Genomic DNA, 23,834 nt, shown 5'->3' on the forward strand with positions numbered 1-23,834 from the left:
ATCGTCGATCACGAAAACAAAAAGGTCCCAATGAGCAGGCCCGCAGCGAAGGCGAGAAGCCCCAAAGTACAGGCTGAAACGATACGGACGAGGATGCGAACTTGCTCCTCGTACTCCTCTTCGGCGGTCTTGTGGGACTGAGCCGTCATTGCAACTGCCCTGCCATCGCCCAGATCGGGCGAATGTAGGCTCGAAATTATGGTCAACGCGAGGCATTTTAGCCCCGCCGCGATGCCCTGTTCGTGATCTGGCGGGCCAATCTCCTCAACGGGGAGGGGCATTGAAGCCTCCCTTGAGGTCCGTTCAATGGGGGCTTAGCGGACTGAATTTGCTCACGTTGTGTTTTTCGCGTTGGCCCTTAGCGGACTTGAGGCGATGCCCGGTTTGAGTCCGCAGAGAGTCGGATACCGGACGCTCGAGCCGCGCCAGTGAATCTCGATTACGAGCACACCGCCTAGCCTTCCTTCGCGAACGCCGCTTCCATCGCTTTCCGCGTCCTGATCGTCTCGTTGTTGGCGTCGAATTCGACATCGCTCCAGCGCACGATCTCGCCATGGGCGATGTCGTGCTTCAACTTGAGGCGATGCGCCAGCCCAATCGGCAGGGCGCTCGCCTTCAGGCTCGCGGCCGCCGGCACCAGCTTGCCCCACACCGTGTAGCCGCCTTCGCCGTCCAGCAACTCGCCGGCACGCAGGCTACGTTTCGCCACGGCGGCGACGTCGCCGCGGAAGCCGTAGGGTTGCCCGGTTGGTTCGTTGCGCAGCGCCGCCGACAAAACCGAGACGTTCAGCTCGAGGCCGATGAGATGATAGGGCTTGTACATCGCAGCAAAGCGTCCGCTGGAATCGGTCTTCAGGCCATACTGCTTGAAGCAGTCGGCGGCATAGTCGTTCGGCGCCTCCAGCACGACGTAGACGCCCCAGCGCAGATCGCGAAACACCGGCCTTCCGTCGCGCTCCAGCGAGGACACGACCTCCACCACGCCCGGCCGCTCCAGCACGCCGCCCTTGTCGCTGGGACGCATGATGTGCGGCAGATCGTCGACCCCGCACGGCGGAAACAGCAAGCCGCCCGTGGGCACGTCGAGGCCGCAGGCGTTGGCAATCGCGGCCATCTCGATCGCCGATTTGGTGCCGTCGAGGAAGGAGTTGAACATCTGCGGATTCATGCCGGCCGACTGTGCTTCGCCCGCGGTGAGACCGTAGTGCTGCCAGACGCCGTCCGGCGTCACGTCGTGATAGGTCGGCAGATATTTTGTGCCCTTGCCGGCGGCGACGACGCGAAAGCCGGTGGCGCGGGCCCAATCGACCATCTCCGCCGTCAGCGCCGGCTGGTCGCCATAGGCGAGCGAATAGACCACGCCCGCCTTGCGCGCTTCGTCGGCGAGCAGGGGGCCTGCCAGCACGTCGGCCTCGACATTGACCATCACGATATGCTTGCCCGCCGCGATCGCGGCGCGGGCGTGCTTGATGCCAACGGCGGGATTGCCGGTCGCCTCCACCACGACATCCATCGCGCCGCCGGCAATGGCGCGCGCGCCGTCATCGGTGAAGACGGTTGCTGCGATGCGATCTGTGTCCCAGCCGACCGTGCGGCAGGCCTCGCGCGCGCGGTCGCGGTCGATGTCGACGATGATGGGCACCTCCAGCCCCGGCGTATGCGGCACCTGCGCCAGAAACATCGAGCCGAATTTGCCGGCGCCGATCAGCGCAACACGGACGGGCTTGCCGGCGGCAGCGCGGGCCTGGAGGAGGCGGAAGAGGTTCATGGGGAAATATCCAGTGCAACTATCGTGTCCCGGACGCGGCGCAGCGTGCAACGCTGCTCCGCGGAGCCGGGACCCAGTGTGAGGGAATTCCGTGCAGTATGGGCCCCGGCTCTGCAGCGCATCGTCGAAGAGACGCTGCGCTGCGTCCGGGGCGCGAGACCTGTTTACTCCGCCGCCTGCCGCGGCGCACGTGCGAGGCGCACGAGCGCGTCGTCGTCCACGGTCCTGATCGGCGCAAAGTCGCGGTGGGCGATGTACTCCGGCCTTGTGGGGTTGCGGATGTAGTTCGAGACCGCGTTCAGCGTCAGGTACACGATCTTGCGCGGGTAGGGCGTGATGTTGCCGGCCGAGCCATGCACGAGATTGCCGTGGAACATCAGCATGCCGCCGCCCTTGCCGGTCGGCGCCACGATGCCGCCTTGCTTGACCAGTCGCGTCACGGTCTCTTCGTCCAGCGTCCATAGCGGATAGGATGTGGTCGCAAGGTCATGCGAGGCCTTGAGGTCGCCGGCGTGCTGGCTTTGCGGCACCAGCATCAAGGGGCCGTTGATCGGCATCACCTCGTCGAGGAAGATCGCGATGTTCATGGCGCGCGGCTCCGGCATGCCGTCGTCGCGCTTCCAGGTGCCGTAGTCCTGATGCCACTGCCAGACGTCGCCGGTGAAGGCTGACTTTGCGTTGATCTTGAACTGGTGCATGTAGACCGGCTCGCCGAACAGCTGCTCGACCGGGTTGATCATGCGCGGATGCGCGCCCAGAATGCCGAAGGCCTCGTTGTAGAGATGGGCGGCAAAGGCGGTGCGGGGCGCGCCGCTCTTCTCGCGCCAGACTTCAGGCCGGTTGGCGTCGTAGATGCCGACCGCCTCGCGCGCGAGGAAATCGACCTCCTCCGGGCTGAACAGCTCGGGCAAAAACAGCCAGCCCTCGCGGTGGAAGAACTCCAATTGCTCCTGAGACAGTTTCATGGGTCGTCCTCCTTGGTTTGTTATTGTTGTCATTCCGGGGCACGCGAAGCGTGAGAATCCATTTCCCCGCAGTCTCTGTCGCGTGATGGATTCCGGGTTCGATGCTCCCGGGCCACGCTTCGCGCGGTCCCGTCGCATCGCCCCGGAATGACGGCGCAATTTTTACGCCGCCACCTCGTCCGTTGCCCTCAATCTCTCCTCGGTCATCCGTCCCGCTGTCTGCGCATGCGCAAGTGCCGCGTGTTCGGCCGCGTTCGCCTCGCCCGCGAGAATGTGTCCGGCAATCGTCGCATGCTCGGCCCAGGCGTTGCCGCGATAGTCGAGCTCGGACAGCACCGTCGCCATCGAGCGGCGCATATGAGGCCATTGCGGCGCGATCGTCTCCTCGATCACGGGATTGCCGGCGAGCTGATAGATTGCGCGATGAAAATCGACATCGAGCGTGATGAGTTCTGCGAGCGACGTGTTGCGGTCGATGCTGCGTCCGGCGCCGAGCGCCGCGTCCAGCCGCGCGCGTCCCGTCGCGTCGCTTGCCGCACGCATCGCGGCAAGCCGCGCGGCGAGCGCATCGATCGCGCCGCGTACCTCGTAGAGCTGGCGGATCCGTGAGGGGTCGAGCTGGGTCACTTCGAAGCCGCGCCGGCCACTCTCGGCGACGAGCCCCTGCCGATGCAGCAGATGCAGTGCATGCGACACCGGCTGGCGCGAGACGCCGAGCTTGTCGGCGAGCTCGTTCTGCCGGATGCGCTGGCCGGGCTGCAACGTGCGATCGGAGATCGCCTCCAGGATCCGTGCATAGACCTGGTCGATCAGGTTCGGGAGCGGGTCGAGAGGGATCACGCCGGCAGCTCCGAAAATGGAATACGGAATTCCGTATTCGAAGATATTGCAGGAGGGGAAGGGCGTCAAGCGGCTGTGCAAGTCTTCATTTTTTTGGTCAGGTAAGCCTTTGATTTCTTTGAGGCCGTCTACTGTGCATGGGGTTGTTTTCGCGGAAATTGCGTCGTCCCGGACGCTCCCGCTACGCCGTCAGAAACCTGCTGACCGCCTCGCCGAACTCCAGCGGCGCCTGTTCGAACATCCAGTGGCCCGCATTGGGGATCACCGCCGTCTTGGCGCCGGCGATGTGCTCGGCCAGCACGCGCCACATCACCGACAGGCTTCCCGTGGTCGCGCCGCCGCCGATCAGCAGCGTCGGCGTCCTGATCGCTTGCGCATCTGCGAGCGTGTAGGATCTGCGCTGCTCGTTGATCTGGCCGAGAAAGGTAATGGTGTTGTCGCGCAACTGCTGCTTGGCCGCAGCCGGCACGCGCCGCCACGAGCCGTCGCCCTCGATGCCTTCGTAGAAGTTCTGCAGCGCGCCCTCGATGTCGCCGGCGTGGATCATCTCGACCGAGCGCGCCGTGCGCGCGGCCAGTGGCGGATGCGCGGGCGTCCCTGCCGGCACCGGCAGGCTAGCGTCGAGATCGCCGCCGGGCTCGGCCAGCACCAGCTTTCGCAACAGATCAGGCCGCGCCTGCGCCATGCGGAACGCGATGTGGCCGCCGCGCGAATGTCCCATCAGGTTGACCGGCGCCGGCCTGACCTGCTCGATGAAGGCGATCATGTCGGCCACATGCTGGGCCATCTTGTAGTCGTCACCGACGGCGTCCCAATGCTCGGGGAAGAAGTGCCGCAGGCTGACCGAGATCACCCGATGCGCCTTCGACAGCGGGCCAAGCACCGAATACCAGGTGCGGAAATCGCCGAGTGTGCCGTGCACGCAGACCAGCGGCGGGCCTTCTCCGACTTCGAGATAAGCCATGTCGTATCCGTTGACGCGAAATGTCTGCATGATCAGCCCGCCAGAAAATCGAGCACAATTTCGGAGTATTTTTGCGGCGCCTGCTCGAACATCGGATGCGTCGCGTTCGGGATGATCGCGGTCTTCGCGTAGGGCACATGCGCGGCGAGCGCATGCAGCACCTTCGGCAGCAGGCCCTTGGTCCGCGCGCCCAGGATGAACAGCGTCGGCATTTTGATCGACTCCGCGTCCGCCTTCGAAAATGGCGGTCGGTTGTCCCGGACCTGCCCGATCAGCGTATAGGCGTTGTCGCGCAGATTCTGCTTCACCATCGCCGGCAGCCGCGGCCAGGTGCCGGGCCCCTCCAGCGTGTCGACGAAGACGGCGAGGCCGCCGTCGACATCGCCGGCTGCGATCTTCTCGGCGGACGCGGTGAAGCGGGCCAGCAGCGGCGAAGGGCCGCCGGCATAGTCGGGATCGAGGCTCGCATCGAGCTCGCCGCCGGGCTCGGCCAGGATCAGCCGTCGCAGCAGGTCCGGCCGTCGCTGCGCGACGCGGAAACAGATATGTCCGCCGCGGGAATGGCCCATCAAATCGACTGGCCCGAGGTCGAGTGCCTCGATGAAGGCAATGACGTCGTCGACATGCTGGGCGATCGAATAGGTGTCGCCGACGCCGTCCCATTGTGCCGGGAAAAAGTGCCTCAAGCTGACAACGATCACCCGATGGCGCTGCGTCAGCGGGCCGAGTACGCAGCCCCAGACGCGGAAGTCGGAGAGCGATCCGTGCACGCAGAGCAGCGGCGGGCCGCCTCTATCCTCGCCCACGTCGAGATAGGGCATTTCGTAACCGTTGACGTGAAGGCTTTGCATCTGGGACTCGTGAAAGGGGCGGAACTCCTGTGCAAGATTCCCGGAAACCGGGTGGATCGCAACTATTTCCAAGCCTACATTTGGCCCCAGATCACACTGGGGGCTAGCGACGAGGACGCAAAGCCAGGAATCAAGCCATGACCGACCAGCATTTTACCCTGTTCGAGACCAAGATCGGCCTGTGCGCCATCGCCTGGGGCCCGCGCGGCATCAATGGCGTGCAACTGCCGATGGGCGGCGAGCAGAAGATCCGCACCCGCATCAGTCAGCGCCACGCTGAGGCCAGCGAAGCCGAGCCGACGGCCGAGGTACAAGAGGCGATCGACCGCATCGTGAAGATGCTCGCGGGCGAGCCGGATGACCTCACCGACATTTCGCTCGATCTTGACGGCGTTCCGGAGTTCAACCGCGGCGTTTACGCGATCGCCCGCACCATCCCGCCAGGCCAAACCATGACCTATGGCGACATAGCGAAGCGCCTCGGAGGCGTTCAGCTGTCGCGCGATGTCGGCCAGGCACTCGGGCACAACCCGTGCCCGATCGTCGTGCCGTGTCACCGCGTGTTAGCTGCCGGCAACAAGCCCGGCGGCTTCTCGGCGAATGGCGGCGTGGTGACCAAGCTGAAGATGCTCGAGATCGAGGGCGCGCTGGTCAACCACACGCCGAGCCTGTTCGATTGAGGCAACGTTGATCGTGCCCCGGCTTTGCGGCGCACCGCTACGCGCTGCACCGCGTCCGGGACACGAGATTTCTGCTAAATCTTCGCCGCCGTCTTCGGCCAATACCGGTCGCGCAAATGGCGCTTCACCAGCTTGCCGGTGGGCGTGCGCGGCAGTTCGGCCTCGAAATCGACCGAGCGCGGACATTTAATTCCGGAGAGGCGGCTCTTGCAGTAGGCGATCAAATCGGCCTCGAGCGCCTTGCCAGCGCGCTTCGGATCGTGCGGCTGCACCACCGCCTTCACCTCTTCGCCCATCTCCTCATTCGGCACGCCGAACACAGCGACGTCGGCGACCTCGGGATGGGTGATGAGCACATCCTCGGTCTCCTGCGGGTAGATGTTCACCCCGCCCGAGATGATCATGTAGGACTTGCGGTCGGTGAGAAAGAGGAAGCCGTCCTTGTCGAGATAGCCGACATCGCCGAGCGTCGACCAGCCTTTTGCGTTGTAGGCTTTCTTCGTCTTCTCGGGATCGTTGTGATAAATGAAGACCGGCGCATCAGCGAAATAGACCGTGCCGATCTCGCCGGCCGGCTGCTCCTCGTCGTTCTCGTCCAAAATCTTGATCTTGCCGACCACAGCGCGGCCGACGCTGCCGCGATGCTCGAGCCATTGCTGCGAGTTGCAGACGGTGACGCCGTTGCCTTCCGAGCCCGCGTAATACTCGATCAGGATCGGCCCCCACCAATCGATCATCCTGGCCTTGACGTCGACCGGGCAGGGCGCGGCGGCGTGGATCGCGCCCTTCAACGTTGCGACATTGTACTTCGTGCGGACGTCGTTCGGCAGCTTCAGCATGCGCACGAACATGGTCGGCACGAGCTGCGACTGCGTGACTTTGTATTTTTCAACGAGCTTCAAGAACTCTTCGGCGTCAAAATGCTCCATGACGATGGACGTGCCGCCGAGCACGATCGCCATCATGTTGAAGCGCAGGGGAGCCGCGTGATAGAGCGGCGCCGGCGAGAGATAAGTGCTTTCGGCATTCATGCCGCACATGTCGGCGCACAGCACGCGCAGGAAGGCGTTTGGCACGTCGATCTTGTTGCCCTCGAACGCCTTCTTGATGCCCTTGGGTCGGCCGGTGGTGCCCGACGAATACAGCATGTCATAGCCGGCGACCTCGTCGGCGACCGGCGTGGTCGGCTGCGCGGCCGCTTCCATGTCGTAGGAGCGGAAACCCGGGAGCGGCGGGTCAACCATGTAGAAGATGGGCTCGCCCGGGGCGCCCTTGATCAGGGCCTTGATCTGGTCGGCGCATTTCGGCGTGGTGATGACGACCTTGGCGCCGCAATCGGCGATAATGTAGTCGATCTCATCCTGCTTCAAATAGCGGCTGATCGCGGTGTAATAGAGTCCGCTGCGCTGTGCCGCCCAGCAGATCTCCATGAACGCGAGGCGGTTCTCCATCAGCAGTGCGATGTGGTCGCCGGCTTTCAGGCCGAGCGAGCGGAACAGGTTTGCGCCCTGGTTCGAGAGCTCGTCGAGCTCGCGATAGGTGATCGCCTTGCCGGTCGATGCCATCTGGTAGGCGATCTTGTCGGGCGTGGCGCGGGCGTGGATGGAAGGGTGGGTCATCGCGGAGATCTCGCAACAAAGACGGCGTCATCCCGGCGAAGGCCGGGATCCATAACCACCGATCAAAATTGTTGAAACACGATGTCGCCCCATCCCGGAATAACCACGGGCTCCTGTGGTTATGGGTCCCGGCCTTCGCCGGGACGACACCTTTAATGTGGCGGCCAATATGGCTGCCGACGTGAGCAGCTTACAGCCGCTCCACGATCGTCACGTTGGCCATCCCGCCGCCTTCGCACATGGTCTGGAGGCCGTAGCGCTTGCCGCGCTGGTGCAGCGCGTGCACAAGCGTCGTCATCAGCTTGGTGCCGGAGCCGCCGAGGGGGTGGCCGAGCGCGATGGCGCCGCCATTGATGTTGAGACGCTCCGGGTCCGCGCCGGTGGTCTTGAGCCACGCGGTCGGCACCGAGGCGAAGGCCTCGTTGACCTCGAACAGGTCGATGTCGTCGACCTTCATGCCGGCCTTCTCCAGCGCACGCTTGGTGGCGTGCAGCGGTGCGTCGAGCATGATCACGGGATCGCCGCCCATCATGGTCATGTGATGGATGCGCGCCAGCGGTGTGGCGCCGAGCTGCTTCAGACCGCGCTCGTTTACCACCATGACGCCGGAGGCGCCGTCGCAGATCTGGCTGGCGCTGGCCGCGGAGAGCTTGCCGTTCTCGGCGATCAGCTTGACGCCCTTGATGCCGTCGAGCGTGGCGTCGAAGCGGATGCCCTCGTCGATGTGATGGGTATCCTTGGAGCCGTCGGCGCGGGTGATCTCGAGCGGCACGATCTCCCTCTTGAAGTGGCCGGCCTGCGTCGCCGCAATCGCGCGCTGATGACTGTTGTAGGAGTATTCGTCGAGCTCGTTCTTCGACAGGCCGTACCTCTCGGCCATCATTTCCGCGCCGGTGAACTGGCTGAACACGATGTTCGGATATTTGGTCTCGATGCCCGGGCTCTTGTAATTGCCGAAGCCGTTCTTGGCCGGAAGCTGCGAAGACAGGCCCATCGGCACGCGCGTCATCGATTCCACGCCGGCCGCGATCACCACGTCCATCGCGCCGGACATCACGGCTTGCGCTGCAAAGTGCAGCGCCTGCTGCGAGGAGCCACATTGGCGATCGATCGAGGTGCCCGGCACGCTCTCCGGAAGTTTCGAGGCCATGATCGCGTTGCGCGCGACGTTGTTGGACTGCTCGCCGACCTGCATGACGCAGCCCATGATCACGTCTTCGACCAGGGCGGGATCGATCTTGGTGCGGTCGACCAGTTCGTCCAGCACCTTTGCGGCGAGATCGGCCGGATGCCAGCCCGCGAGGCGGCCCCCCTTGCGCCCGCCGGCGGTACGCGCAGCGGCGACGATGTATGCCTCGGCCATTTCGGTTTCTCCCTGAATTATTCTGGATCGCGTTCGATTGTCGGGTCGGATTTAAGAGATGGCCGAGCGTTTAGTCAATCGATCAATTAACTCTTGTGGGGAGGCGCTGCTTGGGCTTATCTGCGCGCTTCCTAGGGCACACCAGAGATCTCCGTGACTACCAGCGTACCGAACAGGCTCCCCAGCGGAAAGAATTCCACGGCAGAGAAATTGCTCGTGGCCGCGAGCGAGCTGATGATCGAACGCTCCTCGATCGAGATTTCGCTGAGCGACATCGCGCAAAAATCGGGCGCCAATGCAGCTTTGGTTAAATACCACTTCGGCAACAAGGACGGCCTGCTGTTGGCGCTGCTCGAGCGCGACGCGGGGACGGAGCTATCCAATCTCGAATATCTGCTGGCCCAGCCGATCACGCCGACCGCGAAGCTGAAGCTGCATATCGGCGGCATCATCCGCGCCTATCACCGGTTCCCCTACATGAACCGTCTGATCCACTATCTCCTGCACGAGAGCGTTGCGGGCTCCGCCGATGAAGTCTCGAAATTCTTCGTGGCGCCGCTCTTGGACTTCCATCGCCGCCTGCTCGCCGAAGGCGTCAGCCGCGGCGAGTTTCGCGCCACCGATCCGGTGCTGTTCTACACCAGCCTGATCGGCGCCTGCGATCATCTGTTCTTCGGCCGGCACGCGATGTCTCGCGCGACCGGTATCGGCCCGGTCACCGACGAAGTCTGCCGGCAATATATCAAGCACATGGAAACGCTGATCTGCGGCGGCATCCTCACGCAAGCCGAGGAAGCTGCCGCGGCCGGATAATCCGGCCGCCACCTAGAAGTCTAGAGAAGAAACGCCCAAGGAAAGGTATTTGCGATGCAGTTGAAAGACGTAGCCGTTCTCATCACCGGCGGTGGTTCGGGCCTTGGTGCCGCGACCGCCCGCGCCATGGCTGCCAAAGGCGCCAAGATCGGCGTGATCGACCAGAGCAAGGAAAACGCAGAGAAGGTTGCCGCTGAAGTGAAGGGCGTCGCCTTGCATGCCGACGTCACCGACGAGGACGGCATCAAGGCCGCGATTGCGAAGGCCGAAGCCGCGCACGGCGTCGCGCGTGTGCTGATGAACTGCGCCGGCATCGGCGGCTCACAACGCATTGTCGGCAAGGACGGCGTCTATCCGCTGGCCAAGTTTGCCCGCATCATCAACGTCAATTTGATCGGCACCTTCAATTGCCTGCGGCTGTTTGCCGAGCGCCTGGTCACGATCGAGCCTCTTGGTGAAGAGCGCGGCGTCATCATCAACACCGCCTCGGTTGCCGCCTACGAAGGCCAGATCGGCCAGATCGCCTATTCGGCCTCGAAGGGCGGCGTCGTCGGCCTCACCCTGCCGGCAGCGCGCGATCTCGCGAGTCAAAAAATTCGCGTCAACACCATCGCGCCCGGACTGTTCCTGACGCCGCTGTTGATGGGCCTGAACGAAGAGGCCCGCAAGAGCCTGGGCGCCCAGGTGCCCCATCCCACGCGCCTTGGCGACGCCAATGAATATGGCGCGCTCGCCGTGCATATGGTCGAGAACGCGATGATCAACGGCGAGACCATCCGTCTCGACGGCGCGATTCGTATGGCGCCAAGGTAGCGCGGTGCTTCCCTTCTCCCCTTGTGGGAGAAGGTGGCATAGGCGGCCTCTGGCCGCCGTCCTTAAAAGGACACCGATGCTTTGCATCGGTTATGGCGCTGGATGAGGGGTTTGCATCCGCGGAGACAGACCCCTCACCCAAGCGAACTCTGGGCTCACAGCGTACATGCCCTCTCCCACAAGGGGAGAGGGCGCAGCAATCGGCACCGCGACCAGCGGCACGCAGGAGCGCTCTCCCATGTCCCAACCGCTGCTGATCGAGCATCACGACGGCGTCGACCGGGTGACGCTCAATCGGCCCGAGAGCCTCAACGCGCTCGATCCGACGCTGATCGACGCGCTCAATGTTTACTTCCAGGGTCTCCAGCGAAATCGCGACACGCGCGTCGTCGTGCTGAAGGGCGCCGGCAAGAATTTTTGCGCGGGCCTCGATCTCAAGGCCGCGATGGCGCGACGTGCCGGGCAGCAGGAGCCGCCCGGCGTCACGGAGTCCCTGGACTCGCAGCGGCGCATCGCCGACATCGTGATGCTGATGCGGCGCTGTCCGCAGCCGATCCTGGCGCTGGTGCAGGGCGCGGCGGCCGGTGGCGGTTTTGCGCTGGCGCTGGCCTCCGACATCCGCATCGCCACGAAGTCGGCGCGGATGAATTGCGCCTTCATCAAGCTTGGGCTCGGTGGCTGCGACATCGGCACCAGCTATTTTCTGCCGCGTCTCGTCGGCGTCTCCGTGGCGTCCGAACTGATCCTGACGGGACGTTTCATCGGCGCCGAGCGCGCACTCGCGGTCGGGCTCGTCTCCGAGGTCGTGGACGAAGACAAGCTCGATGACGCGGCCGAACCCTACGTCGATGCGATGATCACGGCCTCGCCCGTGGGCCTGCGCCTCTCAAAAGAATGTCTCAACATGAGCGTCGATGCGGGATCGCTGGAGGCTGTCATCGCGATGGAGGATCGCAACCAGGTCCTGTGCAGTCGCTCCGAGGAATTTTCGGAGGGCATCAGGGCCTTCCTTGAGAAGCGAAAGCCTGTCTATATCAGGCGCTGAATGACAAGATCCGCAAAAGGACAAGAAATTCCGGGAGACGCAAAATGAGTGGGAGCGCGGTGGCGGCGATGACGAAACCCGCCTTTCGCAAAGTGGAGTGGCTGGCGCGCGACATCGACGTCGAGCGCCGCGACGACGGCGCGGTGGTGCTGAAGTCGCGCATTCCCTTGCAGGCTTACGAGAAGCATCTCCCGGCCTCACTGGCGAAATGGGCGAAGGAAGCGCCGGAGCGTATCTGGCTGGCGCAGCGCGGCGGTTCCAATCGCGAATGGCGCAAGGTCTCCTACGGCGAAGCCAAACACACCGTGGACGCGCTGACGCAGGCGCTGCTCAATCTCAAGCTCGACGGCCGCCCGGTCGCGATCCTCTCCGGCAATTCGATCGAGCATGCCTTGATGACGCAGGCCGCGATGCAGGCGCGTTCGCCGGCCGCGCCGGTGTCGCCAGCTTACTCTCTGATGAGCCACGATCACGTCAAGCTGAAATATCTGTTCGACCTGATCAAGCCGGCTGTCGTAATGGTGCAGGATGGTCCGACCTTCGAGAAGGCGCTGAAGGCGCTCGACCTCACTGGCGTCACCGTCGTTCACGTCGTGCGGCCCTGCGACGGCATCAAGAGCGTCAGCTTTGCCGAGCTCGCGGCAACTCCCGTGACGGTCGATGTCGAAGCGTCGATCGCGAAGATCACACCGCAAACGGTCGGCAAACTGCTGTTCACATCGGGCTCGACCGGCATGCCCAAGGCCGTCATCAACACGCAAGAGATGATGTGCGCCAATGCGGCGATGATGATGCAGGTGCGGCCGCGCACCGCAGGTGGACCACTCGCCACCGTGCTGGACTGGATGCCGTGGAATCACACCATGGGCGGCAACGCGGCGTTTCACCCGGTACTGGTCGATGGCGGCACGCTCTATATCGACGACGGCCGGCCGATGCCGGGCCAGCTCGAGGAGACCATCAGGAATCTCCGCGAGATCTCGCCGACCTATTATGCCAACGTGCCGGCCGGCTATGCCGCGCTTGCCGCGGCGATGGAGAAGGACGACGCGCTGTGCCGCTCCTTCTTCAAGAACCTGTCGATCATGGCCTATGGCGGCGCGCGGCTGCCGGACGATCTCTACGATCGCATGCAAGCACTCGCCGTGAAGACCACCGGCGAACGCATTGTGTTCTACACCGGCTGGGGCTCCACCGAGACCGCGCCGACCTCGACCGGCACCTATTGGAACACCGAGCGTGTCGGTCTGATCGGCCTGCCGTTCCCTGGCGTCGAATTGAAGATGGTGCCGTGCGGCTCGAAATACGAGCTGCGCCTGCGCGGCGTCAACGTCACCCCGGGCTATTTTGGCCAGCCTGATCTGACGAAGAAGATGTTCGACGAAGAGGGCTTCTACTGCATCGGCGACGCCGGCATTTTCGTCGACGATTCCGATCCGGTGAAGGGCATCATCTTTGCGGGGCGCGTCGTCGAAGACTTCAAGCTCACCACCGGCACGTTTGTGCATGTCGGCTCGCTGCGCACCGATGCGATCGCGGCCACGACGCCGGTCGTGCACGACGCGCTGGTTGCGGGACAGGATCGTTGCTCCATCGGCCTGCTGGCCTGGCCAAACTTGCACGCCTGCCGCCAACTCGTCGGCAATCCGGAGCTGAGTTTCGACGACGCCGTGAAGCATCCCGAGGTGATCGCCTGCTTCAAGCGTGGGCTGGAAGCACACAACGGGGAATGCGAAGGCGCGAGCAGCCGCATCATCGCCCGTGCGATGCTGATGGCCGAGCCGCCGTCGATCGACGGCAACGAGCTCACCGACAAGGGCTACATCAACCAGCGCGCCGGCCTGGAGCGCCGCGCCGCGCTGGTGGAGCGGCTCTACGCGGATAGACCAGACCAGGATGTGATCGTGCTGCGATGAGAACGACATTCTCTCCATTCGTCATTCCGGGCTCGCGCTACGCGCGCCCCGGAATGACGGCAATAATGAATGACAACGAATAAGAGGCCGCCATGAATTTCGATTTCTCTGACGACCAGAAACAGCTCCGCGACCAGGCGCGCAAATTCCTCACCGAAAAATGCTCGCCGAAGGCGGTGCGCGTCGTGCTCGACGGCAAGGCGCCTTATGACAGGGAACTCTGGAAGGGCCTTGCCGAGATGGGCTTTCTCGGCGTCGCGATTCCCGAGGATTTTGGCGGCGCGGGCGCGGGTCATCTCGAGCTGTGCGTGATCGCGGAGGAGATGGGCCGGGCGAATGCGCCTGTGCCGTTCTCCTCGACCGTTTATCTTGCCGCCGAAGCGCTGCTGGTCGCGGGCAGCGACGCGCAGAAGAAAAAGTGGTTGCCGGCGATTGCCTCGGGTGAGGCGATCGGCACGCTGGCGCTGTTCGAAGGCAAGGGCAATCCGTCGCCGAAGAACGTCAAGCTCACAGCTGCGAATGGCGTCCTTAACGGTGTCAAGAAGCCGGTCGCCGACGGCGCGATCGCCAATTTCGCGGTCGTTGCCGCGCGCACAGGATCGGGCGGGCGCGACAGCGACATCTCCCTGTTTCTGGTCGACCTCAAGGCTGGCGAGGTCGAGGTCAAGAGCCTCACCAATCTCGATCCGACCCGTGGGCAGGCCGAGCTTACGTTCAAGGACTGCAAGGCCGAGCCTTTGGGCGCGGCCGGCGAGGGCTGGAGCATCCTCACCCAGGTGCTTGACCGTGCCGCTGTGCTGTGCGCCTTCGAGCAGGTCGGCGGCGCCGATCGCGCGCTGGAGATGGGCCGCGACTACGCGCTCGACCGCATCGCCTTCGGCCGCCAGATCGGCTCGTTCCAGGCGGTCAAGCACATGCTCGCCGACATGTATGTCTCGGCGACGCTGGCGCGCTCCAACAGCTATTACGGCGCCTGGGCGCTCTCGACCAACGCCGGCGAACTGCCGGAAGCGGCCGCCGCCGCGCGCATCAGCGCGACGCAGGCGTTCCAGCATTGTGCCAAGAACAACATCCAGGTTCACGGCGGCATGGGTTTCACCTGGGAGTTCGACTGCCACATGTACTACCGCCGCGCCAATGCGATGGCGCTCGGGCTCGGCAGCCTGTCCTATTGGGAAGACCAGTTGATCGACCGCATGCGCAAGAAGAACGCGGCGTAGGGAAATACCCGTGTCCCGGACGCGACGCAGCACGTAGTGCTGCTTCGCAGAGCCGGGACCCAGAGAGCCGCAATGGACCCCGGATCAGCAGCGCACCACTTCGTGCTGCGCAGCGTCCGGGGGAACGAACCGAGAGACAAGACCATGAACTTCGACGACACCCCGCAAGAGGCCGAATTCCGCGCCACCGCCCGCGCCTGGATCGCGGCGAATGCGCCCAGGCAGTACGAAGAGGAGCTGCGCAAATCCTCGCTCGGCCGCACCCAGCTCAAGAACGCCAACATCCTGGAAGTCGCAAAGGCCTGGCAGAAGAAGAAAGCCGACGCTGGCTGGGCCTGCCTGCACTGGCCGAAGGATTATGGCGGCCGTGGCGCCTCGCCGATCGAGCGCGTGATCTGGCAGCAGGAGGAAGGGCCGTTCGGCAAGTTGTCCGGCATGTTCATCATCGGCCACGGCATGTGCGGGCCGACTATGATGACCTTCGCGCGCGAGGAGCATAAGCGCAATTATTTGCCGCCGCTCGCTTCCGGCGAAAGGGTCTGGTGCCAGCTGTTCTCCGAACCGGCCGGCGGCTCGGACGTCGCGGGCCTGCGCACGCGCGCCGAGAAGGACGGCGCCGAATGGATCATCAACGGCCAGAAGATCTGGACCTCGGGCGCGCACTACTCGGACTACGGCATCCTGCTGACGCGCACAGATCCTAACGTGGCCAAGCACAAGGGCCTCACCATGTTTTTCCTGGACATGAAGAGCCCCGGCGTCGAGGTGCGGCCAATCAAGCAGGCGAGCGGCGCCTCCGACTTCAACGAGGTCTATTTCACGAACGTGCGCATCCCCGATCACCAGCGCCTCGGTGAGGTCAATGACGGCTGGAACGTCTCGCTGACCACGCTGATGAACGAGCGCATGTCGATCGGCGCCGGTGTCTCGACTGGCTTTCCGGAGCTGTTCGACTATTGCGCCAGCCTGATGCTGGACGATGGCCCCGCGATCGAAGACCGCGCGGTGCGCTCGAAGTTGGCGAATTGGGCGGTGAAGGCGAGCGGGCTGCGTTACACCAGCATGCGTGCGATCTCGGCGCTGTCGAAGGGCGAGCGGCCGGGGCCGGAGAACTCCATCGGCAAACTGGTGGCGGGATCGATGATCCAGGATGTCGCGACCTATGCGCTCGATCTTCAAGGCGCTGCCGGTGTGGTCAGCGGCCCGGAGGAGGCCGAGGTCGCCGGCCGTTTCCAGGCGATGCTGTTGCGCGCGCCGGGCACCCGCGTCGAAGGCGGCACCGACGAGATCATGCGCAATATCATCGCCGAGCGGGTGCTGGGCCTGCCCGGCGATATCCGTGTCGACAAGGACGTGCCGTTCAACAAGATCCCGACGAAGGGAAGAAATTGATCGTGTCCCGAACGCGATGCAGCGTGCAACGCTGCTTCGCAGAGCCGGGATCCAGATGGCCACAATGGGCCCCGGCTCTGCAGCGCACCGCCAAGGCGCTGCGCCGCGTCCGGGGCACGCGAGAGGAGAGTGCGAAATGAATTTCGACGACACGCCGCAGGAAGCCGCATTCCGCGAGACCGCGCGCACATGGGTTGCCGCCAACGCGCCGAAGGAGTTCGAGCAAGAGCTGTCAAAATCCTCGCTCGGCCGCATCCGGCTCGCCAAGCACGACATCGTCGATGTCGGCAAGGCTTGGCAGAAGAAGAAGGCCGAAGGTGGTTGGGCCTGCCTGCACTGGCCGAAGGAATATGGCGGCCGCGGTGCCACGCCGATCGAGCGCGTGATCTGGCAGCAGGAGGAGGGCGTCTACGGCAAGCTGACGCAGCCGTTCCAGATCGGCGAGGGCATGTGCGGCCCGACCGTGATGGCCTGGGGCAGCGAGGACGCCAAGCGCCGCCATCTGCCGAAGCTCGCTTCCGGCGAGGAGATCTGGTGCCAGCTGTTCTCCGAACCGTCCGCAGGCTCCGACGTTGCGGGCCTGCGCACGCGTGCTGAGAAGAAGGGCGATAACTGGGTCGTCAACGGTCAGAAGATCTGGACCTCGGGCGCGCATTATTCCGACTTCGGCCTCCTGATCGCGCGCACCGATCCGAACGTGCCCAAGCACAAGGGCCTCACCATGTTCTTCCTCGACATGAAGAGCCCGGGCGTCGAGGTGCGGCCGATCAAGCAGGCCAACGGCATGCAGGAGTTCAACGAGGTCTACTTCACCGACGTGGTAATCCCTGACAGCCAGCGTCTCGGCGCCGTCGGCGAGGGCTGGAGCGTCTCGCTGACCACGCTGATGAACGAGCGGATGTCGATCGGTTCGCGGCTTGCGACCGGCGTGCCTGAGATGTTCGAGTTCTGCTCCAATCTGATGCTGGAGGACGGGCTCGCCATCGACGATCCCGCCGTACGTTCCAAGCTCGCGAGCTGGGCGGTGAAGTCGAGCGGGTTGAAGTACACGAGCTACCGGGCGATCTCATCGCTGTCCAAGGGCGAGCGGCCGGGTCCGGAGAATTCGATCGGCAAGCTGGTATCGGGCATGATGCTCCAGGACATTGCCACATACGCGATGGACCTCCAGGGCGCGGCCGGCGTTCTCACGGGAACGGACGAGGAAACCGTGCACGGCCAGTTCCAGCAGATGCTGTTGTCTTCGCCCTCGATGCGGATCGCAGGTGGCACCGACGAGATTTTGCGCAACATCATCGCCGAGCGCGTGCTGGGCTTGCCCGGCGACATCCGCGTTGACAAGGATGTGCCGTATAACAAGATCCCGACGAAGGGTAGATGAAGACTCTCGTGTCCCGGACGCGGTGCGGCGCGAAGTGCCGCTCCGCTGAGCCGAGACCCAGCACCACAATGGGCCCCGGCTCAGCATCGCACCACTTCGTGCTGCGCTGCGTCCGGGGCACGAAAGCGAGACAAGCCATGGATGCCAAAGCGCCCAACGCCCACTACGCCACCGAAGACCGCATCGGCGTGCTCGAAGAGCTCCTCAACGAGCGCTACTCCGTGCGCGCGTTCCTGCCGAAGCAGGTCGACCGCGCGACCATCGAGCACGTGCTGACAACCGCGCAGCGCACCGCGTCCTGGTGCAACAGTCAGCCCTGGCAGGTCATCATCGCCAGCGGCGAGGCCAAGGAGCGTTTCCGCCAGCTGATCTACAAGGAGGCTTCGGGTGGCCTCGGCGATGACTATGACTTCACCCCGCCGCGCGAATATGCCGGCGTCTATCTCGAGCGCCGCCGCGAGAGCGGCTTTCAGCTCTACAACACCCTCGGCATCGCGCGCGGCGACAAGATGGCCTACGCCAAGCAGGCGCTGGAAAACTACAATTTCTTCGGCGCGCCGCATGTCGCGATCATTCACACCAACGAGCCGCTCGGCATCTACGGGGCGATCGATTGCGGCGCCTATGTCTCGAATTTCATGCTGGCCGCGCAGGCGCTCGGGCTCGGCACCATTCCGCAGGCCGCGTTAGCGCGCCACTCCGGCCTGATCCGCCGCCACTTCAACCTGACGGATGATCGCCGCGTCGTCTGCGGCATTTCGTTCGGCTATGCCGACAATGCCCACAAGGTCAACAGCTACCGCACCTCGCGCGCCAGCGTCGCCGACACGGTGACGTTCGTGGAGGACTGACCTCGCGGGTTTCCGCGCGCCATCAGTCTTTCAGACGCGTGCAAAGACGGCCGCATCAACGGCCGCCTTCGCAGGTGTCGTCCTGGTCCGATTGACGCCGGCCGCTATCCGCCGCTGCCGCCGATCACGGCGCGCACGGTCTCGTCGGGCCCAAAATCCTCGGCGCCGTCGACATAGAGCAGCGCTGCGAGCTTCGAGCGCGCGCGGTTGACGCGGCTCTTGATCGTGCCGACCGCACAGCCGCAGATCGAGGCTGCGTCCTCGTAGGAGAAGCCGGAGGCGCCGACCAGGATCAAGGCTTCACGCTGGTCCTGCGGAAGCTTCTCGAGCGCGGTGCGAAATTCCTCGAACTCGAGATGTGCGTTCTGCGAGGGCTGTGTCTTCAGCGTCTTGGCGTAGTTGCCCTCGGCATCCTCGACCTCGCGCCGCCGCTTGCGATAGTCGGAGCGGAACAGGTTGCGCAGGATGGTGAACAGCCACGCCGGCAGGTTGGAGCCGGGCTGGAACGAGTCGATGTTGGCAAGCGCACGCAACAGCGTCTCTTGCACAAGATCGTCGGCACGGTCCGCATTGCCGCTGAGCGAGATGGCGAACGCGCGCAAGCTCGGCACGGCCGCTAGGATGTCGTCGCGCAGGGAATTCGTGAGAGGCATTAGTCCCTCCCATTGTTGTTGTCGTTAGGGCCCCCAGCTCCATTCTCATCCTGAGATCCGCCTCCCGGCGCATCAAGCTTCTTGATGAGCTCCGCGAACCGGTCGGGAACCCCCTGCCGGACGACGTCGTCGTACATGGCGCGCAGTTGATGCCCTATCCGGGACTGGATCTCCGGAGTAAGGCCTCCCTTGCCGGGGGTCGTGCTTTTGCTAGCTTGAGACTTGAGATCTTTCATGACCTGTTCCACGTTTCCCCGAGTTAAGTAACTGCAAAATCGAGAGGTTTCCTCAACCGGGAGCCGTTCCCTGGATAGGCACAATTCCACGTTCGACAAAAAGTTCCCGGACCAAGGGAACTTTTCTTACTCTGAGGCGTAATCAGTCCCAGTAGGGGAACCCGGGCCTCCCCTCGCAGTTCCTGATTTTTTACGGTTTGGCCCGAAATGAATGGAGTGGGGATGTCCCGTTCGCAGCTTGTTGCTGAGCACTTGCCGTTGTTGCGCCGGTACGCGCGCGCCCTGACGGGCAGCCAGGCCTCCGGTGACGCCTATGTCGCAGCCATGTTGGAAGCCATGCTCGGAGATCCCTCCGTGCTCGACGAGAGCCATGGACCGCGGGCCGGCTTGTTCCGGCTGTTCACCCAGATATGGAATTCGGTCTCCGTCAACGATGACGCTGAAGTGGCGACGCTGCCGATGCCGCCGGAGCGCCGTCTGTCGAACATCACGCCGCTACCGCGGCAGGCGTTTCTGCTGCTCTCGCTCGAGGGATTTTCGGAAGAGGAAGTTGCCTACGTGCTCGGCACCGATGTTGGCGAGACGCGGCGGCTCGCGGACGCCGCGGGACGCGAGATGGCAGCCGAGATCGCCACCGACGTGCTGATCATCGAGGACGAGACCTTCATCGCCATGGACCTCGAGAGCCTGGTGAAGAATCTCGGCCACAACGTCGTCGGCGTCGCGCGCACCCATGCCGATGCAGTGGCGCTCGCCAAGAACAGGCGGCCCGGCCTGATCCTCGCCGATATCCAGCTTGCCGACGGCTCGTCGGGCCTGGATGCCGTCAACGAGTTGTTGCGAACCTTCGAGGTCCCGGTGGTGTTCATCACCGCCTATCCGGAGCGCTTCCTCACCGGCGAACGCCCCGAGCCGGCGTTCCTGATCTCAAAACCGTTCCAGCCGGCGATGGTGTCGGCGGTGGCGAGCCAGGCGCTGTTCTTCCAGCGCAACTCGCGCAACCGCGCGCCCAAGGCGCCCGCGGCGTAAGAAGACGCTAGCGGCCTGAAATCCAGCGAATGGTGATTTGATCCGGCGTGCCGCAAGGTGCGCCGGATTTTTCTTGCGGTTTGTCGCGCTTGACGGCCATCGAATTCGCCGCTCATACCTCGCCTAGCGGCAAGTTGCCGCCGCAACGCAATCGGAGACGTGTTCATGGACCAGCAACTCCTCGATCGTCTCGCCATCCGCGACCTCGTCGAGAACTGGGCAATCTGGCGCGACGCCGGTGACTGGGAGCGCTTTGCCACGGTCTGGCACGAGGAAGGCTGGATGTCCGCCACCTGGTTTCAGGGACCGGCGCGGGATTTCATCCGCGTCAGCCAGGAAGGTTTTGCCAAGGGCGTCCGCATCCTACACTTCCTCGGCGGCACCAGCATCGACCTTTCCGGCGAGCGGGCCATCGCGCAGACCAAGATGACGATCTCGCAGCGCGCGCCGGTGCAGGACGTGCTCTGCGACGTCGTGTGCACCGGGCGCTTCTATGACTTCCTGGAGAAGCGGCAGGGCAGATGGGGCATCGTCCGCCGTCAGCCGATCTACGAGAAGGACCGGATCGATCCGGTCGATCCCGCGGCCACACTTCGCCTTGACGCCCAAGCGCTGGCCGCCCTGCCCGAAGGCTACCGCCATCTCGCCTACATGCAGGAGCTGATCGGCTACACGGTCAAGCGCGACATGCCGGGCCTCACCGGCGCCGAGGTCGAGAAGCTCTATGGCGAAGGGCGGGACTGGCTGTCGGGGAAGGCGAAGTGAACCCCAGACAAAAGTAAGGCGCGACTGGCATCACCACAGTCGCGCCCTACGTCGCCGGCTTATGGGGCAGGGGGGAATAGCCGGCTGTTGAGACGACTCTCAGGGCAGGGAGTCGTTCCAGCCGGTTGCAAAATTTTTTAAGACGCCTGCGACGATTTCCGCACACGGTTAAGTGATCTTAACGGCTGAGAACTCCCGGTCCTCCCATCGCGTTGTTCCCACGATCGCCACGGGGCGAGGGGGTCGACAGCCATGCCACAGATTCGCAAGGTATTTTTGAGTGCCGTCGCGCTTGTCGCGATGCTCGGCGCCGTGCAGCTGGCCTTCGGCCATGATCTTACCGACCGCTGGCAGGCGGTTTCCGACAAGCCCGGCCATGTCGTCAATCGTTCCGGCAAGTCCGACCGTCTGGCCGATCTGAAGCCGGGGGCGGTTCCCACCCGCACCGTCTCGATGCGGCTGAACGACCTTGCCGATACGACAGTGCTGTTGCGGGTCCCCGCGGTCATCGAGACCGGCAACGCCAAGCCGGCTCCCCTGGTGCAGAAGCCGGGCCGCGGCAGGCTGACCATCGCCTGCGAGCCAATGGTCAGCTCCTTGACCGAGGTGGCAAAACTGCTCCAGCCCGGCCGCTGCGTGACCTGATCGCCAATTCGGGGCCTGGTCAGGCTGCTTCTCCCGCAAGCCGGGCGAGGGCAGCCCGTTACATCCACTTGATCCCCGATCCCATCGCGTTATATCCCGGGTTTCCTTCCCCTTCTTTTTGACCGGGTAAACGCATGACGACGTCCGATACGGCTACGCATACGCAGCCCTTCCAGGCCGAGGTTTCCGAGCTTCTGCACCTGATGGTGCACTCCGTCTATTCGGAGACCGACATCTTCCTGCGCGAGCTGATCTCCAACGCGTCGGATGCCTGTGACAAGCTGCGTTACGATGCGATCGCCAATCCGGCGCTGCTGGGCGAGGGCGACGCGCTCAAGATCCGCATCATCCCGAACAAGACGACCGCGACCCTCACGATCGCCGACAACGGCATCGGCATGGAGCGGCAGGAGCTGATCGACCATCTCGGCACCATTGCCCGCTCCGGCACCAAGGCGTTCGTGTCGAAGCTGAAGGAGGCCAAGGACGGCCTCGGCCTGATCGGCCAGTTCGGCGTCGGCTTCTACTCCGCCTTCATGGTCGCCGAAAAGATCGTTGTCGTCAGCCGCAGGGCCGGCGAGAGCGACGTCTGGACCTGGACGTCGTCCGGCGGCTCCGGCTTCGAGATCGCCCGCGCCAGCGAGGAGGAGGCGGCGCGGGTGGCGCGCGGCACTGAGATCGTCCTGCACCTGAAGGACGACGCGAAAAAGTATCTCGAGACCTACGAGATCGAGCGTGTCGTCGGCGCCTATTCCGACAACATCCTGTTCCCCATCGAGCTCGTGCCGGAAGAGGGCGAGCCGCGCCAGATCAATTCGGCGAGCGCGCTGTGGCAGCGCTCGAAATCCGAACTCACGGCAGAAGACTACAAGAAGGCCTACCAGCAGATCGCCTCCGCCTTCGACGATCCCGCGATGATTCTGCACTATCGCGCCGAGGGCCGTTACTCCTACGCCGTGCTGCTGTTCGCGCCGTCGACCAAGCCGTTCGACCTGTTCGAGCCGTCGCGCAAGGGCCGCGTCAAGCTCTATGTCCGGCGCGTCTTCATCACCGACGATGCCGATCTGTTGCCGGGCTACCTGCGCTTCATCCGCGGCGTCGTCGACAGCGAGGATCTTCCGCTCAACATCTCGCGCGAGATGCTGCAGAACAATCCGCAGCTAGCGCAAATCCGCAAAGCGGTGGCGACCCGCGTCGTCAACGAGCTCGAAAGCCTCGCCGAAAAGGATGCCGAGAACTTTGCCAAGATCTGGGACGCCTTCGGCGCGGTGCTGAAGGAAGGCATCTACGAGGATTTCGAGCGCCGCGAAAAACTGCTCGCGCTGTCGCGCTTCACCACGACTGCAGGCGAGAAGCGCTCGCTCAAGGAGGTCATCGCCGACTTCAAGCCGAACCAGACCGAGATCTATTATCTCGTCGGCGACAGCATCGAGCGGCTGAAATCCAGTCCGCGGCTCGAGGCGGCCACCGCGCGCGGCATCGAGGTGCTGCTGCTGTCCGATCCCGTCGATGCCTTCTGGACCTCGATGCCGTCGGATTTCGAGGGCAAGCCGCTGAAGTCGCTGAGCCAGGGCGATCTCAATCTCGACCTGATCCCGCGCGTCGACGACAAGGACGAAACGACGAATGACGAGCCTGAGGCGGATGAGGCCGCCACCATCGCGGTGATCAAGGCCGCGCTCGGCGAGCGCGTCGGCGACGTCAAGGCGTCGACGCGCCTCACCAGCTCCGCCTCCTGCCTCGTCGCCGACAGCCAGGGTCCGAGCCGCGAGCTTGAGCGCATCCTGGCGCAACAGAACCGCGGCATGCGCACCAAGCCGATCCTGGAGATCAATTTGCGCCACCCGCTGGTCACGGCGATCACCAAGGCTCAGGCGGGCTCGAAAGTGGTCGACGATCTCAGCCTGCTGCTGCTCGAACAGGCGCAGATTTTGGACGGCGAACTGCCGGAAGATCCGGCGGCCTTTGCTTCCCGGCTGAACCGGCTCGTGTTGCAGGGGCTCGGATAACGCTGCCAGGGACCGA

23 protein-coding genes are annotated in these 23,834 nt (G+C 64.1%); 13 read left to right on the forward strand and 10 right to left on the reverse strand.

Features of this window, described 5'->3' with window-relative positions:
- Positions 1-8 precede the first annotated feature (8 nt).
- The 6 genes from ABIB73_RS27280 to ABIB73_RS27305 form a co-directional block, all read right to left on the reverse strand.
- On the reverse strand, positions 9-281 hold the full coding sequence (locus tag ABIB73_RS27280) for a hypothetical protein (RefSeq protein ID WP_354228980.1): 273 nt from the start codon (positions 279-281) through the stop codon (positions 9-11).
- A gap of 173 nt (positions 282-454) precedes the next feature.
- Positions 455-1,768 carry an NAD(P)H-dependent oxidoreductase gene (locus tag ABIB73_RS27285; protein WP_354228981.1) on the reverse strand — a complete coding sequence of 438 codons (1,314 nt, stop codon included), beginning with the start codon at positions 1,766-1,768 and terminating at the stop codon, positions 455-457.
- 164 nt (positions 1,769-1,932) lie between these two features.
- Positions 1,933-2,733, reverse strand: a complete 801-nt coding sequence (locus ABIB73_RS27290) for a phytanoyl-CoA dioxygenase family protein (RefSeq protein ID WP_354228982.1) — start codon at positions 2,731-2,733, stop codon at positions 1,933-1,935.
- A gap of 162 nt (positions 2,734-2,895) precedes the next feature.
- Entirely contained in the window at positions 2,896-3,573 is a 678-nt protein-coding gene (locus ABIB73_RS27295) for a GntR family transcriptional regulator (RefSeq protein ID WP_354228984.1), read from the reverse strand.
- 181 nt (positions 3,574-3,754) lie between these two features.
- Entirely contained in the window at positions 3,755-4,567 is an 813-nt protein-coding gene (locus tag ABIB73_RS27300) for an alpha/beta fold hydrolase (RefSeq protein WP_354228985.1), read from the reverse strand.
- 2 nt (positions 4,568-4,569) lie between these two features.
- Positions 4,570-5,388, reverse strand: a complete 819-nt coding sequence (locus ABIB73_RS27305) for an alpha/beta fold hydrolase (RefSeq protein ID WP_354228987.1) — start codon at positions 5,386-5,388, stop codon at positions 4,570-4,572.
- 137 nt (positions 5,389-5,525) lie between these two features.
- Between ABIB73_RS27305 and ABIB73_RS27310 the strand changes: the two genes are divergently transcribed.
- A complete protein-coding gene (locus ABIB73_RS27310; protein WP_354228989.1) occupies positions 5,526-6,068 on the forward strand; it encodes a methylated-DNA--[protein]-cysteine S-methyltransferase in 543 nt (180 codons plus the stop codon).
- Positions 6,069-6,142: 74 nt separating this feature from the next.
- On the opposite strand, the gene ABIB73_RS27315 is transcribed toward ABIB73_RS27310, so the two are convergent.
- Together ABIB73_RS27315 and ABIB73_RS27320 are read right to left on the reverse strand one after the other, a co-directional pair.
- Positions 6,143-7,687 (reverse strand): acyl-CoA synthetase, encoded by a 1,545-nt coding sequence (locus tag ABIB73_RS27315; protein ID WP_354228991.1) that lies wholly within the window; start codon positions 7,685-7,687, stop codon positions 6,143-6,145.
- Positions 7,688-7,877: 190 nt separating this feature from the next.
- Complete coding sequence (locus ABIB73_RS27320) at positions 7,878-9,050, reverse strand: acetyl-CoA C-acetyltransferase (RefSeq protein ID WP_354228993.1); 1,173 nt, start codon at positions 9,048-9,050, stop codon at positions 7,878-7,880.
- A 210-nt stretch (positions 9,051-9,260) separates the two neighbouring features.
- Here ABIB73_RS27320 and ABIB73_RS27325 point away from each other — a divergent pair, with 210 nt between their 5' ends.
- The 8 genes from ABIB73_RS27325 (at position 9,261) to ABIB73_RS27360 (ending at position 18,481) form a co-directional block, all read left to right on the forward strand.
- Positions 9,261-9,863, forward strand: a complete 603-nt coding sequence (locus ABIB73_RS27325; RefSeq protein WP_354229194.1) for a TetR family transcriptional regulator — start codon at positions 9,261-9,263, stop codon at positions 9,861-9,863.
- 54 nt (positions 9,864-9,917) lie between these two features.
- Entirely contained in the window at positions 9,918-10,676 is a 759-nt protein-coding gene (locus tag ABIB73_RS27330) for an SDR family NAD(P)-dependent oxidoreductase (RefSeq protein WP_354228995.1), read from the forward strand.
- Between the two features lie 238 nt (positions 10,677-10,914).
- Positions 10,915-11,721, forward strand: a complete 807-nt coding sequence (locus tag ABIB73_RS27335; RefSeq protein WP_354228997.1) for an enoyl-CoA hydratase/isomerase family protein — start codon at positions 10,915-10,917, stop codon at positions 11,719-11,721.
- 44 nt (positions 11,722-11,765) lie between these two features.
- Positions 11,766-13,637, forward strand: coding sequence for an AMP-binding protein (locus ABIB73_RS27340; protein WP_354228998.1), 1,872 nt, complete (start codon positions 11,766-11,768; stop codon positions 13,635-13,637).
- A gap of 92 nt (positions 13,638-13,729) precedes the next feature.
- Positions 13,730-14,857 (forward strand): acyl-CoA dehydrogenase family protein, encoded by a 1,128-nt coding sequence (locus ABIB73_RS27345; protein ID WP_354229000.1) that lies wholly within the window; start codon positions 13,730-13,732, stop codon positions 14,855-14,857.
- 144 nt (positions 14,858-15,001) lie between these two features.
- Positions 15,002-16,249 carry an acyl-CoA dehydrogenase gene (locus ABIB73_RS27350; RefSeq protein WP_354229001.1) on the forward strand — a complete coding sequence of 416 codons (1,248 nt, stop codon included), beginning with the start codon at positions 15,002-15,004 and terminating at the stop codon, positions 16,247-16,249.
- A 136-nt stretch (positions 16,250-16,385) separates the two neighbouring features.
- A complete protein-coding gene (locus ABIB73_RS27355) occupies positions 16,386-17,630 on the forward strand; it encodes an acyl-CoA dehydrogenase (RefSeq protein WP_354229003.1) in 1,245 nt (414 codons plus the stop codon).
- Between the two features lie 137 nt (positions 17,631-17,767).
- The gene (locus tag ABIB73_RS27360; protein WP_354229005.1) at positions 17,768-18,481 is read left to right on the forward strand and encodes a nitroreductase; all 714 of its coding nucleotides are present in this window, start codon (positions 17,768-17,770) and stop codon (positions 18,479-18,481) included.
- 104 nt (positions 18,482-18,585) lie between these two features.
- Here the strand turns inward: ABIB73_RS27360 and ABIB73_RS27365 are convergent, their stop codons facing one another.
- Both ABIB73_RS27365 and ABIB73_RS27370 read right to left on the reverse strand, forming a co-directional pair.
- Positions 18,586-19,134 carry a sigma-70 family RNA polymerase sigma factor gene (locus ABIB73_RS27365; protein WP_128954138.1) on the reverse strand — a complete coding sequence of 183 codons (549 nt, stop codon included), beginning with the start codon at positions 19,132-19,134 and terminating at the stop codon, positions 18,586-18,588.
- Positions 19,134-19,370, reverse strand: coding sequence for a NepR family anti-sigma factor (locus tag ABIB73_RS27370; RefSeq protein WP_354229007.1), 237 nt, complete (start codon positions 19,368-19,370; stop codon positions 19,134-19,136). The genes ABIB73_RS27365 and ABIB73_RS27370 overlap by 1 nt, the downstream gene beginning before the upstream one ends.
- Positions 19,371-19,592: 222 nt before the next feature.
- Here ABIB73_RS27370 and ABIB73_RS27375 point away from each other — a divergent pair, with 222 nt between their 5' ends.
- The 4 genes from ABIB73_RS27375 to htpG all read left to right on the forward strand — a co-directional run bounded on the left by ABIB73_RS27375 (position 19,593) and on the right by htpG (position 23,818).
- The gene (locus tag ABIB73_RS27375; protein WP_354229008.1) at positions 19,593-20,399 is read left to right on the forward strand and encodes a response regulator; all 807 of its coding nucleotides are present in this window, start codon (positions 19,593-19,595) and stop codon (positions 20,397-20,399) included.
- Positions 20,400-20,564: 165 nt separating this feature from the next.
- Complete coding sequence (locus ABIB73_RS27380; protein WP_354229010.1) at positions 20,565-21,164, forward strand: nuclear transport factor 2 family protein; 600 nt, start codon at positions 20,565-20,567, stop codon at positions 21,162-21,164.
- A 252-nt stretch (positions 21,165-21,416) separates the two neighbouring features.
- Positions 21,417-21,809, forward strand: a complete 393-nt coding sequence (locus ABIB73_RS27385; RefSeq protein ID WP_354229012.1) for a hypothetical protein — start codon at positions 21,417-21,419, stop codon at positions 21,807-21,809.
- Between the two features lie 134 nt (positions 21,810-21,943).
- Positions 21,944-23,818: a molecular chaperone HtpG gene (gene htpG / locus ABIB73_RS27390; RefSeq protein ID WP_354229014.1), complete on the forward strand. Its 1,875-nt coding sequence runs from the start codon at positions 21,944-21,946 to the stop codon at positions 23,816-23,818.
- Positions 23,819-23,834 lie beyond the last annotated feature (16 nt).

The organism is Bradyrhizobium sp. F1.4.3, assembly GCF_040548375.1.
In the GTDB taxonomy this organism is placed as follows: domain Bacteria; phylum Pseudomonadota; class Alphaproteobacteria; order Rhizobiales; family Xanthobacteraceae; genus Bradyrhizobium.